Source organism: Microcystis viridis FACHB-1342, assembly GCF_014698335.1.
Taxonomy (GTDB): Bacteria; Cyanobacteriota; Cyanobacteriia; order Cyanobacteriales; family Microcystaceae; genus Microcystis; species Microcystis ichthyoblabe_A.
Genome location: NZ_JACJSV010000051.1, coordinates 1 through 13,443 on the forward strand (window position 1 = coordinate 1; position 13,443 = coordinate 13,443).

Annotated in this window: 18 protein-coding genes; 13 read left to right on the forward strand and 5 right to left on the reverse strand. The window is 44.4% G+C overall.

Going from position 1 to position 13,443, the window contains the following annotated elements; all coding sequences use genetic code 11:
- From H6G40_RS16040 to H6G40_RS16075, 12 genes are all read left to right on the forward strand, one after another.
- A partial coding sequence (locus tag H6G40_RS16040; protein ID WP_190537171.1) for an IS30 family transposase occupies nt 1-247 on the forward strand: 247 nt, incomplete at its 5' end.
- Nucleotides 248-579: 332 nt separating this feature from the next.
- Complete coding sequence (gene cysK, locus H6G40_RS16045) at nt 580-1,527, forward strand: cysteine synthase A (protein WP_002733085.1); 948 nt, start codon at nt 580-582, stop codon at nt 1,525-1,527.
- A 15-nt stretch (nt 1,528-1,542) separates the two neighbouring features.
- Nucleotides 1,543-1,677 carry a hypothetical protein gene (locus tag H6G40_RS23745; protein ID WP_002732955.1) on the forward strand — a complete coding sequence of 45 codons (135 nt, stop codon included), beginning with the start codon at nt 1,543-1,545 and terminating at the stop codon, nt 1,675-1,677.
- Between the two features lie 76 nt (nt 1,678-1,753).
- A complete protein-coding gene (locus tag H6G40_RS16050; RefSeq protein ID WP_002733201.1) occupies nt 1,754-2,290 on the forward strand; it encodes an MgtC/SapB family protein in 537 nt (178 codons plus the stop codon).
- A gap of 217 nt (nt 2,291-2,507) precedes the next feature.
- Nucleotides 2,508-3,182 (forward strand): hypothetical protein, encoded by a 675-nt coding sequence (locus H6G40_RS16055; protein WP_002734527.1) that lies wholly within the window; start codon nt 2,508-2,510, stop codon nt 3,180-3,182.
- A 166-nt stretch (nt 3,183-3,348) separates the two neighbouring features.
- Nucleotides 3,349-3,924 (forward strand): Crp/Fnr family transcriptional regulator, encoded by a 576-nt coding sequence (locus H6G40_RS16060; protein ID WP_002731893.1) that lies wholly within the window; start codon nt 3,349-3,351, stop codon nt 3,922-3,924.
- Nucleotides 3,925-3,954: 30 nt separating this feature from the next.
- Nucleotides 3,955-4,593, forward strand: coding sequence for a cadmium resistance transporter (locus H6G40_RS16065; protein WP_042790239.1), 639 nt, complete (start codon nt 3,955-3,957; stop codon nt 4,591-4,593).
- 68 nt (nt 4,594-4,661) lie between these two features.
- Nucleotides 4,662-5,690 (forward strand): FAD/NAD(P)-binding protein, encoded by a 1,029-nt coding sequence (locus tag H6G40_RS22900; RefSeq protein ID WP_242028775.1) that lies wholly within the window; start codon nt 4,662-4,664, stop codon nt 5,688-5,690.
- A 415-nt stretch (nt 5,691-6,105) separates the two neighbouring features.
- Nucleotides 6,106-6,813: an MBL fold metallo-hydrolase gene (locus H6G40_RS22905; RefSeq protein WP_218106850.1), complete on the forward strand. Its 708-nt coding sequence runs from the start codon at nt 6,106-6,108 to the stop codon at nt 6,811-6,813.
- Nucleotides 6,814-6,919: 106 nt separating this feature from the next.
- On the forward strand, nt 6,920-7,006 hold the full coding sequence (locus tag H6G40_RS24195) for a DUF6888 family protein (protein WP_422613704.1): 87 nt from the start codon (nt 6,920-6,922) through the stop codon (nt 7,004-7,006).
- A gap of 97 nt (nt 7,007-7,103) precedes the next feature.
- Nucleotides 7,104-7,214, forward strand: coding sequence for a DUF6888 family protein (locus H6G40_RS24270; protein ID WP_439951569.1), 111 nt, complete (start codon nt 7,104-7,106; stop codon nt 7,212-7,214).
- A complete protein-coding gene (locus H6G40_RS16075; protein ID WP_069473846.1) occupies nt 7,211-7,423 on the forward strand; it encodes a DUF6887 family protein in 213 nt (70 codons plus the stop codon). The genes H6G40_RS24270 and H6G40_RS16075 overlap by 4 nt, the downstream gene beginning before the upstream one ends.
- Nucleotides 7,424-7,436: 13 nt before the next feature.
- Here the strand turns inward: H6G40_RS16075 and H6G40_RS16080 are convergent, their stop codons facing one another.
- The 5 genes from H6G40_RS16080 to H6G40_RS24275 form a co-directional block, all read right to left on the reverse strand.
- Nucleotides 7,437-8,024, reverse strand: coding sequence for a hypothetical protein (locus tag H6G40_RS16080; RefSeq protein ID WP_069473845.1), 588 nt, complete (start codon nt 8,022-8,024; stop codon nt 7,437-7,439).
- A complete protein-coding gene (locus tag H6G40_RS16085) occupies nt 8,021-9,439 on the reverse strand; it encodes an AAA family ATPase (protein WP_190537962.1) in 1,419 nt (472 codons plus the stop codon). The genes H6G40_RS16080 and H6G40_RS16085 overlap by 4 nt, the downstream gene beginning before the upstream one ends.
- 90 nt (nt 9,440-9,529) lie before the next feature.
- Entirely contained in the window at nt 9,530-10,582 is a 1,053-nt protein-coding gene (gene metX / locus H6G40_RS16090; protein ID WP_190537964.1) for a homoserine O-acetyltransferase MetX, read from the reverse strand.
- Nucleotides 10,583-10,597: 15 nt separating this feature from the next.
- Nucleotides 10,598-11,626, reverse strand: a complete 1,029-nt coding sequence (locus tag H6G40_RS16095) for an O-acetylhomoserine aminocarboxypropyltransferase/cysteine synthase family protein (RefSeq protein WP_311195537.1) — start codon at nt 11,624-11,626, stop codon at nt 10,598-10,600.
- A complete protein-coding gene (locus tag H6G40_RS24275; RefSeq protein WP_002734749.1) occupies nt 11,620-11,895 on the reverse strand; it encodes a PLP-dependent transferase in 276 nt (91 codons plus the stop codon). The genes H6G40_RS16095 and H6G40_RS24275 overlap by 7 nt, the downstream gene beginning before the upstream one ends.
- A 710-nt stretch (nt 11,896-12,605) precedes the next feature.
- On the opposite strand from H6G40_RS24275, the gene H6G40_RS16100 reads away from it, so the two are divergent.
- Nucleotides 12,606-13,412 carry a prohibitin family protein gene (locus H6G40_RS16100; RefSeq protein ID WP_002731512.1) on the forward strand — a complete coding sequence of 269 codons (807 nt, stop codon included), beginning with the start codon at nt 12,606-12,608 and terminating at the stop codon, nt 13,410-13,412.
- The last annotated feature ends 31 nt before the right edge of the window (nt 13,413-13,443 follow it).

Consider the following 13,443-nt stretch of genomic DNA (forward strand, 5'->3'; position numbering starts at 1 on the left):
GAAACTAGGAGCAGATTTTTATTTTGCTACTCCTTATCATTCGTGGGAGAGGGGATTAAACGAGCATACCAATGGACTGTTAAGACAATTTTTCCCCAAGGGAACGAATTTTAAAATCGTTAAGCCAGAGGAGGTGGAAAGAGCCGTAAACTTGATTAACAATCGTCCTCGAAAATGTCTTGACTATCGTACCCCGAATGAGGTATTCTATAAAGGTAGATCAGACAGTGATGCAATTCAGACTTGAATTGGCCATGTGTAACCCTATACTAAGAAAAAGTATTGCTCTTTTCATCTCTCTAATAATTCCTTTAAGTTATTTAAAGAAATGTGCTTTTATATACTAATAATAATTAACTAAATTAAGAGAAATTTACCAAGATGATTTTACCGATTGTGCTTCGATATACAAAAAAAGTGGCAAGGCAAAAAAATCGACAGGGATAATCCCCGCCGACGTTGTGATCAGAGGTGCCAACACCAGCATTTTGCAGTGTACTCCGACTTAAAAAGTATTGTAAAACATCTTAAATACATATATAATCAAAAATAGCCAACAAGTATAAAGCAAGTGGGATTATGCCGATCGCAAGAGACATCACCCAATTGGTGGGACGGACACCCCTAGTTCAACTGAATCGAATCCCAGTGGCAGAGGGAGTAAAAGCCCGCATCGTCGTCAAACTGGAAAGTATGAACCCCGCCGCCTCGGTTAAGGATCGCATCGGTGTCAGTATGGTGGAGGACGCGGAAGCCGCCGGACTAATTCACCCCGATAAAACAATTCTGGTGGAACCCACTTCCGGCAATACCGGCATCGCCCTGGCCATGGTGGCGGCGGCCAAAGGCTATCGCTTAGTCCTGACTATGCCCGAAACCATGAGTTTAGAACGACGGGCAATGTTAAAAGCTTACGGGGCGCAATTAGAATTAACCCCGGGTAGCCAAGGCATGAAAGGAGCGATCGCCCGGGCCGAGGAAATAGTCGAAAATACCCCCAACGCCTATAGTTTGCAACAGTTCCGCAACCCGGCCAACCCGAAAATTCACCGAGAAACCACCGCCGAGGAAATCTGGGCCGATACCGATGGCCTGGTAGATATCGTTATTGGTGGCGTGGGAACCGGGGGAACCATTACTGGTATTGCCGAAACCATTAAACCCCGTCGTCCCCAATTTCAAGCGATCGCAGTTGAACCCTCTAATAGTCCCGTCTTATCGGGAGGACCACCCGGACCGCACAAAATCCAAGGCATCGGGGCTGGTTTTATCCCGGCAATTTTCCGACCGGAATTAATCGATGAGGTGATTATCGTCGATGATACGGACGCTTTCGCCTACGCGCGACGGTTAGCTCGTCAGGAGGGACTACTATCGGGCATTTCGGCTGGGGCTGCTTTATGGGCGGCGATTCAGGTGGGCAAAAGACCCGAAAACGAAGATAAATTAATCGTCATGATTCAGCCTAGTTTTGGGGAACGTTACCTCAGCACGGCCCTGTTTAAAGACCTCGAAGATATCGACTAATAGGACAATAAATTGATGGAATTTGCAACGAGGGCGATTCATGGGGGGCAAGAACCAGACTCTAGCCATGGGGCGGTAACGGTTCCCATTGATCTCACTTCCACCCATAACACCAGCTTGACTACGATTATCGATTGGGATCGAGAATAGGAACGATTTAAAGCGGCATCTGGAAAAGGCCTTGATTAGTTAGGCGAAGTTTTTATCTCATTTGATGGGTTAAACAATGTTTTTTGACTCGGAAGATTGGCAAACGATTATTTTTCGGCTCAGTATGGCTATGGCCGTCGGCTGTCTGATTGGTTATAACCGACAGCGAGGCGGTCGTCCGGCTGGATTGAGAACTTTTATCATCGTTAGTCTCGGGGCTGCCATGTTCGTGATGATTCCCCTACAAGCGGAAGGAGATGTGGGTTATGCGTCTTCTAATGCTCTCAGTCGTACTATTCAAGGGGTCGCTTCTGGTGTCGGTTTTTTAGGGGCGGGAATCATCCTACAACAATCCCATCGGGAACTAAATAAGGTACAAGTGAAAGGCTTGACTTCGGCGGCGACTATCTGGTTAGCGGCAGGATTAGGCGCGGCTTCTGGTTGCGGTTTATGGCAGATGGTTCTGGTGGGAACTTTTTTCACTCTCTCCACCCTCAGTGGCATTAAACGACTGAAGAAAAAACAACCCTTAGCCAAATATATTAAAGGTCGTAAGAAAATATCTCCGATTAATCAAGAAATAGACTCATCGGATAGTTCAGCATCTCATTAATAAAAAAAGCGATAAAAATTAATTTTTTATTAAAAGAGCAAAAGCTTTTCTGTAATGGCTTTTGGCTCAAAAAGTTTATATTTTATCTAAAATTTATCGTTTAAAAAATATAATAAATTTTTTATAAAATTTTCTGTATATAAACAACATACAAGTATTTTGTATGATAGCATTTAGATAGAGTAACTAATTTTTCTAAACAGGAGAAAATCCAACTATGATCAACCGAAATAAGAGCTTTAAAAGCCTCAAAAATCAAGTTTTCCAGCTGCTGATTTTCCTCTTAACTGTCACTTTGCTCCTAGGGGGAAGGGGAAATGCGATCGCCTTGCCGCTACTCCCCGAACCGTTGGCCGTCATCGACCGTGCAACAGCAACGGGTGGCACTGTGGTGGAACCAGTCAAGAAAAAAAATGAGGTTTCTAGCCCAAAAATTCTCGAAGATGCCCAAATTGCCTATGAAAAAGCCATCCAAGCGGCAAAATCGGCTATCGATGACCTAAAGGCTCAACTAGCCGCTCCTTCTCTCGACAAGAAGATTATCGAAGCTCAACAGGACAACCTAGAGGACTTAGCGGATAATATTGACGATCTAGGGGAAAAAGTGAGTAAATTGACGAAAAAATTGACCAAATCCGGGGCTAAACTCAGTGAAACCCTGCAAAACAACCTTATTACCCTAGAAAATAGCCTCGTTAATACCTCCGAGACGATCGATATCTTAGCCGACGACACCGAACGACTCAAAGACAATGCTTCCCCTTTCCTGAAAACTCGCGTAGAAAAGACCATCGACGCGGTTAAACAAACTCTACAAGAAAGCGATCGAGCTTGGCAAGAACTGATCTCCTCGGCCACCACGGAACTGGAGAAGACTAGCACCCCGAAATAAATAGGGCTTGCAAGGGCATAAAATCGGTCTTTTTTGGGGTAATTATCGTTTTTACCCCAAAATTATCAAATCCGATCCCTAATAGCTGTCTCCCGTCTCCTGTCTCGGAGTCTCCTGTCTCGGAGTCTCGACTACAAAATTAATTTTGCACGACTACTTACCAATCATGACGCTTACCTATCAACCATCAACCCCCCATCGCTGGCACTTTGATAATCGGGCGATTTTGCCCCTTAGAAACCCTAATTTCTGGAAAATCGAGAGTGGAGTCGTGAAAACCTCCACCTGGTTAGAAGATGGAACCCTGATCGTCTTGGGATTGTGGGGACCTGGCAATTTTGTTGGCAAAACCCTAGAGAGAGTCAATCCCTATCAAGTTGAGTGCATCACTCCTGTACAAGCAGTTTCCTTTTCCACAGTTGAGAGTTATCAAATGGCAGAAATTCTGCTGTCTCATCTTCAGCAAGCACAAGAACTAAGTATTATTCGTAGCTACAAACGTACTGATGTTATGGTCTTGAAATTACTGTCATGGTTAGGCAATCAATTTGGTAAACAAACCGGTACTGGACAATTAATTGATGTGCGTCTAACTCATCAGGATATCGCTGACTTATTAGGAACTACTAGAGTCACAATTACCCGCGCACTTAATCATCTTGAACAACAGGGGGCCGTGGAACGTCTTCCCGTCCATCGTCTTCTTTTACGAGAGGAGGAAATCTGGCACTACGAGATTTAGAATGGGAAGGATTATCTCTTTTTTCAATCTATGAATTGGTTAGTAGCCCTTTTAATTACTAGCATGACGAGTTTTGTAGCCACAAATCTTGATGATCTGATGGTGCTAATGTTGTTTTTCTCGCGACTTAATGCTAATTTTCGACCTCGACACCTGATTATTGGTCAATACCTCGGTTTTACCCTGATTCTCCTAGCTAGTTCCCTCGGTTTACTATTTGGGTTACTGGTTTCTAAAGAATGGATTGGTCTATTAGGATTTATCCCTCTAATTATCGGCATTAAACAACTTTTGTCAAGGGAAAATGAGGATTATATTCAAGAAGTAAGAGAAGATGTTAATTATTCTAAAAATCGCTCCTTTGTTCCTCGTTTTCCCTCCCAAACCTATTACATCGCTGCCGTGACCGTGGCTAATGGCGGTGATAATATTGGTATCTATACCTCTCTTTTTGCCAATAATTCCCCGATGCACGTCTTAATTATTATGATAATTTTTTATCTCATGATGGGGATTTGGTGCGTCCTAGCCTATTTTTTGATTACCCATCCCAGGATAGCTAAAGTGGTTACAAACTACGGACATAAAATTAGTCCTTTTATCTATATTTTTCTAGGGATTTATATATTAGTTGACAGCCAATTCTATCGTTTATTTTTAACCTATTAACCAAGAATGCCTAAAAAATTATCTTTCAGCTACACTAACTAATACTAAATCCTCTTTAAAAGTTATCTATGAGCTACATTGACCGGAATCAATTTTCTGCAACTTTCGACATCGCCATTATCGGGGGAGGATTTAGTGGTTCCCTCGTGACGGCGAACCTGTTACGCGACACAGGGACTCCATTATCGATCGCCCTGATCGAGTGCCGAAAACCCCTCGGTACGGGGATCGCCTACGGAACGCGAGACAGCGGCCACCTGCTCAATATTCCTGCGGGCAAAATGAGCGCCTTCGAGGACGATCCCGAACATTTCCTCCACTGGTTAGCGGATAACGGCTATCGATCGATCGATCCGGCCAGCTTCGTACCGCGTCTAGTGTACTGCAAATACATCCGATCGATCCTAGAAGAAGCGCGGAACAACGCCATTGCCGATCACCGTCTGGAGACATTTACCGATGCGGCGATCGATCTGGTACTCGACGGGGAAAAGGCAACGATTACCCTCAAAGGAGGCAAGAAAATCAGCGCCGCTAAAGTAGTTCTGGCGCTGGGCAATTTTCCCGCAACGGTTCCCCAACCCCTCGCGTCTCTCAAATTCCCTCTATCTCCGCGACGCTTGGGAGACGGACACACTCCCCGAGCTAAAACCCGATGGGACGATTCTGCTCGTCGGTACGGGGTTAACGATGGTGGATATGGTGGTTTCCCTGGCACAAAGGGGATTCACGGGCAAAATCCACGCAGTTTCCCGTCATGGCCTGATCCCTCGATCGCACCGACCCACCGATCCCTATCCCCCGTTCCTCACCCTCGAAACCGCGCCCCAGACCACCCGGGGACTCCTAGGGCGAATTCGCGCCGAGGTAAAAACCGCCGAGAGTCAAGGTCACGACTGGCGGGCCGTTTTAAACGCCTTACGTCCGATATCTCAAGGTCTATGGCATTGTCTGCCGATAGGGGAACGCGCCAGATTTCTACGCCACCTGAAAGCCTATTGGGAGGTTCTTCGCCATCGCCTCGCCGACGAGATCGCCAGTATCCTCGACGAGGCTGTAGAATCGGGACAATTAACCTATCATGGGGGAAGAATTGAAACTGCTGAGGTTAAAAACGGCTGTGTAGAGGTTACTATCCGTCAACGGGGGACGGGAAACCTCTTAAACCTAACCGTCGATCGAATCATTAACTGTACCGGCGCGAGTAACGATTACAGGACCATAACCGATCCCCTCGTCGTTCATCTTCGCCAACGGGGGTTAATCCGTCCCCATCCTTTGAATTGTGGTATCGAAACTGCGGACAACGGGGCGATTCTCAGGCCAGACGGTACGGCGTCGAACACGCTGTACACCTTGGGAAATCCCCGCAAAGGCGATCTCTGGGAAACCACCGCCATTCCCGAACTGCGTTTACAGGCGGCCGAACTGGCCCGGGATTTGTTGCGATCGCTGAAAGAGAGAATTTCTCTCCCCACGGCCTACTCGATCGCATTCCGGCCGGCGGCGCCGATTTTCCGTCAGCTTTTTGATAGGGAATCGAGTACCTACACCTATCTGATCGCTGATTCGGCTACGGGGGAGGCGATTTTAATCGATCCGGTCCTCGAACAGGTCGATCGTGATCGGCAGATTCTTTGGCAGTTGGGGTTAACTCTACGCCAAACCATGGAAACCCATGTCCACGCCGACCATATCACCGGAGCGCACCGATTACGCGAGTTAACCAACTGTTCGATCCTCGTTCCCGAAAACGCGGAAGTGAGCGATATCGATGGTTATGTGCGCGATGGCGACATCTGGATCGTGGCAGGTCAGCAGCTAAAAGCGATCGCTACTCCGGGCCACACCGATAGTCATATAGCCTATCTCATCGATGAAAAACGCCTATTAACGGGGGATGCACTCTTAATTCGCGGTTGCGGTCGTACCGATTTTCAGAACGGTTCGCCGGAGGTGCTATACAAGACGGTAACGGAGAAGTTATTCACTCTCCCGGACGATACGCTAGTTTACCCCTGTCACGATTATCTGGGAAGAACGGTCTCCTCGATCGGTGAGGAAAAGCGCTGGAATCCCCGTTTCGCCGGCCGCAATCGCGAGGACTTTGTGGAGTTGATGAATAATCTCAATCTACCCTATCCCAAGAAGATGACGGCGGCCTTAAGTGCCAACGCACGGGGTGGTAAGGTGGTTTTCGTGATGGATTATCAGATATAAACGGGCAAGCGTTTGATCGCCCCGTCGGTCCTGCGCTACACTGGATAACGAAACACTGGAGGAGTACAAGCCCATTCCTACTGCCGCGCAACAGCTAACCTGTTTTATTTTAAGTTATTGGGCAACGAAGATGTATTTGCCCGTTAATATTGTTCGGATTGACGAGAGAACGGGAAATATCTGGCTCTTCTAGGTTCTGTGTGATAAGTTTAATTGACATTATGATCGATCGATCTTTGTGTCCTTTGTGTCTTTGTGGTTCGTTCCACCCCCTCGCTCTTGAGAAATGTATGTTAGAATACATTTTACCCACCAAAGCTGGGAGAGCCAATATCTTTTTTCTCGCTGGGGAAGAGCAAGAAATTATTATTTTAAAAAATGGCGATTGGACGTATGTATGATAAAACGCGAGTTTGAATCGATGAGTCGCGAAGAATTGCGAGCCTATATTCTCGAACATAGAGAGGACGAGAGGGCCTTTCAAATTTATCTTGATCGGGTGACGTCCGAACCGGGAGAAATTTATCCCGCACCGCATTCGATCGAGGATTTAAGCCATTTTCCCGATCTCGTGACCAAAAATCGTCGCAATAAACAACAGAAAATATAAAGCCGATGCGCTATTATTTACAGATTTTATGATTACTCTCGAAAAGTTCGATTCCATAGTTTTCTAGAAACTCGATCGCTAGAGATTTCCAAGTCGCATCATCTCTAGGATAAAATTCGGGTGTACAGACATACGCCTCTAGATTCAAGTCTAGATAGTTTTTGTCCAGCCTTGCGTCGAAATAACTGATCGTGTTGCTTAATTGATTGATCGCTTGACAACGATTTTTAGTAACTTTTTTGAGGCTGTTTGCATTGAATTTGAATTCGACAAAGCAGAAATCACTTTTATCGAAAAATACACAATCACAATGGGAAGTTCCAAATCCTAAAAGACCTTTTCTGCCATCAATAGGGATAAAGCCAATTATTGTATTATCGCTAACCTTGAATGTTTTAGTGTCGTCGAAATCGTTAATTAAAATGTCCTCATCGTTCAAGTTAATAGTACAAGTCGAATTCACGGGAATATCGATAATGATAAAAGACTGACCATTGTAGTCGATAATTAGAAACTCATGTCTCTCCTCGATTTGTATAAATTGATCGAGTTTGTCTATTTTTTGGGATAGATAGCTTTTGATTTCGTCAAACTCTGTCATTTTCTTTTGAAGGTTCTAGCGTGAATATTATATAGAGCGTTAAATTCACCTCCCATCATTTCGGATACGGTATCTAGATAATTCTGAGCGATCAATCCCGTGTTACTATCAAAAATAGATTCACAATAATTAGCCTCCTCATCTAAAGATTGATTTCCTAGAGAGTACGCGGAAAATTCAGCCGCATTCAACCAGTAATCTTCTGGTATTATTTCCGACACTTCAGACTGTGCCGATGGATTTTTTTCAACAACTCTTTTGGCGAATAGTAAATTATTAAAAACTGATAAAATATAAGGACTGTGGGTAGTGATAATTAATTGATTATCTTCATTCCGATTAACCATTATCGCTAATAATTCAATTAAATGCTTCTGTGCAACTGGAAATAAATGCGCTTCTGGTTCCTCTATAATTCTCAAAATTATCGAATCATAAATAATATTTAAAAAGATGTCCTGTAAAATTCTAATACATTCCTGCTGACCAGATGAAGCATTACGAAGATCAATAGAATATCGCTCGTTTTTGTTAAATATAATCTTTTCTTCAGAATTGCCAATTAAGTATTCACCTTTTAATATTAAATCTATTTTATTTTTTATCACTCTTAAATACTCAATTCCTTTTTTATTTGCCTGATAGTTAATTAATCCATCAAAGCCAGAAAATTTTCTAAAAACTTGTTTAATAAGTTCCACTTTTTCTATAAATTGTAGCATTAAAAATTCATCTATCATTTGCAGTTTGTTAGCAAAATATTTTTTACTATTTTCTTTTAAATCAATTTCAATACTTGCAAATAAATATTTCTCAAATAAGTCAGAATAAGTTACCGTTGCATTTCTTCCAGCAATTATAAATAGTAAATCTTCTTGCTCGTTTTCAAATAAATTATTCAATAACTTTGATAGATATTGATAGGATAAACTATACTGGGTCAAATTATCTATTTTGATATATGGTTTTTCGGAGTTATCAATATTTTTTTTGGACAAATTAATATAATCTGCAAAACCGTTTTTGAACTGTTCATCTAAAAAATTTTCGCTAAATATTAAGCATAAATTTTTATTTAAATCAAGATTCAATTGTATATATCTATTTTTTTGAAAACTATAATAAAATCTAACCTCAAAATTCAAAAAATTGAGCGTAGAACCAAAAAAATTATAAAACTTTATTTTTATAAATTCTCTAAAATAAGTGTCAATATCTGTATATTTCGGTATTTTTTCTTGGGCGAATAAAAAACTTTCAGATTTTAGATTTTCTTTTAATGATTTAAAAAAATAAATTAATTTAGCGATCGTACTCTTGCCGCTTGCCTGTTCACCGATTAAAACCAGAACTTTTCTAATCTCGATTTCAGCGTACTCGATCGCTCCGAAATTTTTAATGACAATTTTTTGCATAGATGCGTGCGCTCTCTATCCGGCTATAGACCATAGTACCGCAAGCGCTCTCTACCCCACCATCCCCAACCCGCGACTATTTCCCGTTGCTCATCCATTCCCGAAAGTGACGAGAAGATCATTCAACGCATCCATATCACCATCCATTAAAAATGCGTCGTGACCGTGCGGCGATCGCAACCAAAATAATTCAGAATTGGGGATATATTTCGCCAATTCCTCTTGTTCTACGGGAGGATAAAGAAGATCCGAATCGATCGCCACGATCGCCGTCGGTTGTTGAATCGACTGTAAAACCGATTCGTAACTCCTTCCCGTCCGGGTGACATCATGACGATCCATCGCCCTACTTAAGGTGATATAAGCATTGGCATCAAAACGTTCGACTAACTTTTTCCCCTGATATTCTAAATAGCGGGCGATCGTGAACTCTCCCCCCTCCCCGTACTCGCGGCCGAAACGTTCCTCAAAACTGGCGTGCGATCGGTAGGTAGTCATCGCCATCATCTGGGCTGCCGATAAACCCCGGGACGGAGGGCGATCGAGCGCATAATTTCCCCCTTGCCAATGGGGATCGGCATAGATCGCTCCCCTTTGAGCCTCTCCCAGCGCGATACACCAGGCCGAATGTCGTCCCGAAGCCGCAATCACAGCGATCGATCGCGTCCTCTCTGGGTACAGTAGCGCCCACTCCAAAACCTGCATCCCTCCCAAGGAACCCCCGATCACCAACCGCAAAGACTCGATCCCCAATGCGTCCACCAACAGCCGTTGTAGGTGAACCAGATCCCGAATGGTGATCTCTGGGAAAGTCGGGCCGTAGGGTTTACCGGTACGGGGATTGATCGAAGTGGGGCCGGTTGTCCCGTAGCAACTGCCGAGAATATTGCTACAGACAATAAAATCGCGGGTCGGATCGAGAACGCGTCCCGTTCCTAACAAAGGTTCCCACCAAGCTTCCACGTCGGCCGATCCCGTGAAGGCATGACAGACAATAACCCCGTTATCCCGCTTGTTATTCAAAATTCCCCAGGTTCGATAGGCGATCCGCACCCTTTCGAGAACCGCCCCCGATTCGAGAACAAAAGGACGCGGTGGGGAATAGAAACGGGTTTCCGGGGAGATCAAGTCTAGGCGATCCATGGGCAGGGTGGTTGGTTATAAACTCTGGAAAGTTTGCTGGAAATCCTCGATAATATCGTCAATATGTTCCAAACCCACGGAAACGCGGATTAATTCGGGCTTTACTCCCGCCGATCGCTGTTCTTCCTCGTTTAACTGCTGGTGAGTCGTCGAGGCGGGATGGATAACGAGGGTTTTTGCGTCGCCCACGTTGGCGAGATGGCTGGCCAGTTTCACCCGGTTGATAAAATTCCGCCCGGCCTCGAAACCGCCCCGAATCCCGAAGGCTAAAACCCCGCCGAAGCCGTGTTTTAGGTACTTCTTCGCCCGTTCGTGGTAAGGATGTTCCGGTAATCCGGGATAGTCCACCCATTGCACCTGCGGCTGTTCTTTTAACCAGTTCGCCAAGGCCAACGCATTGGATACATGACGATCGACCCGTAGGGAGAGGGTTTCCAATCCCTGTAGCAGTAAAAATGCGTTAAACGGACTCAAGGCCGGCCCGAAATCCCGCAATCCTTCCACCCGGGCCCGGATAATAAAGGCGATATTGCCCAAAGGGCCCGACGGTCCGAATACCTCATAGAAATTCAACCCGTGATAACCCGGCGCGGGTTCGGTAAACTGGGGAAATTTGCCGTTTCCCCAGTCGAATTTACCCGAATCGACGATTACTCCGCCGATGGAAGTGCCGTGACCGCCGATCCATTTGGTGGCCGATTGCACCACGATATCGGCCCCCTGTTCGATCGGGCGACAGAGATAGCCGCCGCAGCCGAAGGTATTATCGACGATCAGGGGAATGCCGTTCTCGTGGGCGATATGGGCCAGGGCGGCAAAATCGGGAATATTAAATCGGGGATTGCCGATCGTCTCGACGTATAAGGCTTTAGTGCGATCATCGATCGCCGCTCGAAAAGCCTCGGCCTCATCGCCATCGACGAACTTGACATTTATTCCTAAACGCGGTAGGGAGACTTTGAACTGATTATAGGTTCCGCCGTAGAGGTAGCTAGTGGAAACGATATTATCCCCCGCACCGGCAATATTAGCGATCGCTAGTATTGCGCCGCCTGACCGCTAGAGGTGGCCAGGGCCGCCGCACCCCCTTCTAAAGCGGCGATCCGCTTCTCGAAGACATCGGTGGTCGGGTTCATGATCCTGGTGTAGATGTTACCGAACTCTTCTAGGGCAAACAGTCGGGCCCCGTGGTCGGCATCGTTGAAAACGTAGGAGGTGGTTTGATAGATGGGAACGGCGCGGGCCTTAGTTCCGGGGGCAGGTTCTTGGCCGGCGTGTACTTGCAGCGTCTCGAAACGGTAACGGTCAGACATAGGCGATCGGGGAGGAAAATAAAGGGGAAATTCCTCGATTTGTGCGATCGAGGAAAAAGGGTGATTAAATTACCTCATTAGGGGATGGAATGGGTACAGTGGGCTTATCTGTTTACTGTATTTTCCTATCATAGCCATCTTCTGCGAGTCAATTTATTGAGATATCCTTTATACAAAATATCTTTTATACCGAAACTGGATTGTGTTAGGGTAATTGCTAAGTAAGTAGTTCTAATCCCCTTAATCCCCCCTTGATCAGGGGGTGCCGATCCCCCCTTAATCCCCCCTTAATAAGGGGGGCATCTGACAATTTTTAACACCTACCTACTTACAAAAGAAAGTACCAGCTAGACTGGTGGAATGAGAATGTACCATTTAGACCAAAGGAAATTTTGTTATAATTGCTTCTGGATAACCCCGATTCCTTTCTTGGATAAATAAATGCTTTTTTGTCCAACTTTCTGACTAAAACTAACGAGATAATCGTTTTAATTCATAATTTCTAAAACATTTAATTGACGACTATAATAACTATAAATAGACCAGTATTTCCCGATATTTTGCCAGCCAGAAGGGAGAGAAATAACGAGACTAAATCTGACTTTATCGAAAAAATACAGGACAAGTTTACTTTTATTTTATAGATAAAATTATCAAGAATTACCTGATTTGTAATCCCATCCCATAAACTATCTCTATTACCAATTAAAATGCTCAAAATTCGCCTTTTAGCTAGACCAAGTAATCTCTTTTTTTTGTTATTAATTTTGGCGATTATTTTTAATCCTTTCGTGATTGTCAATGCGGGAGAAAGAGGGGTTTTAATGGTTTTTGGTCAAGTACAGGAGAAAATACTTAATGAGGGTATTCACGGGATTATTCCCGTTGTTAACACGGTAAAAAAACTAAGTGTGAGAATCCAAAAACAACAGATAGCGGCCGAAGCTTCCTCCAAAGACCTACAGGAAGTATTTACAGATGTAGCCCTGAATTGGCATATTTTAGCATCAGAAGTTAATACTATTTTTCAACAAATTGGCGATGAAGCGGCTGTCATCGAACGAGTGATCGATCCAGCAGTGGAGGAAATTCTCAAGGAAGTTATGGCTAAATATACCGCCGAAGAATTAATTACTAAACGGGAGGAGGTGAAAGGGGAAGTAGATATTCGTTTGAGCGAAAGACTGAAAAATTATCATATCGGTGTCGATGATATTTCTTTGGTTCATGTCAACTTTTCCGATCGCTTTACCGAGGCGGTGGAAGCCAAACAAATTGCCGAACAGGAAGCCAAAAAAGCCGGTTTTATGGTGCTGAAAGCTCTGAAAGAATCGGAAGTGAAAATCAATCTGGCTAAAGGAGAGGCGGAAGCTCATCGCATTCTCCAAGATTCCTTAAGTCCAGAAGTTTTACAGAACAAAGCGATCGAAAGATGGGACGGTAAACTCCCCCTATTTATGGATGATAATCTGCTCAAGTCCCTTGAATTGGTTAAAGATAAGCGAAAAACTAGATGATAAAAACAATTTATTAAAACCAGAAGAAAGA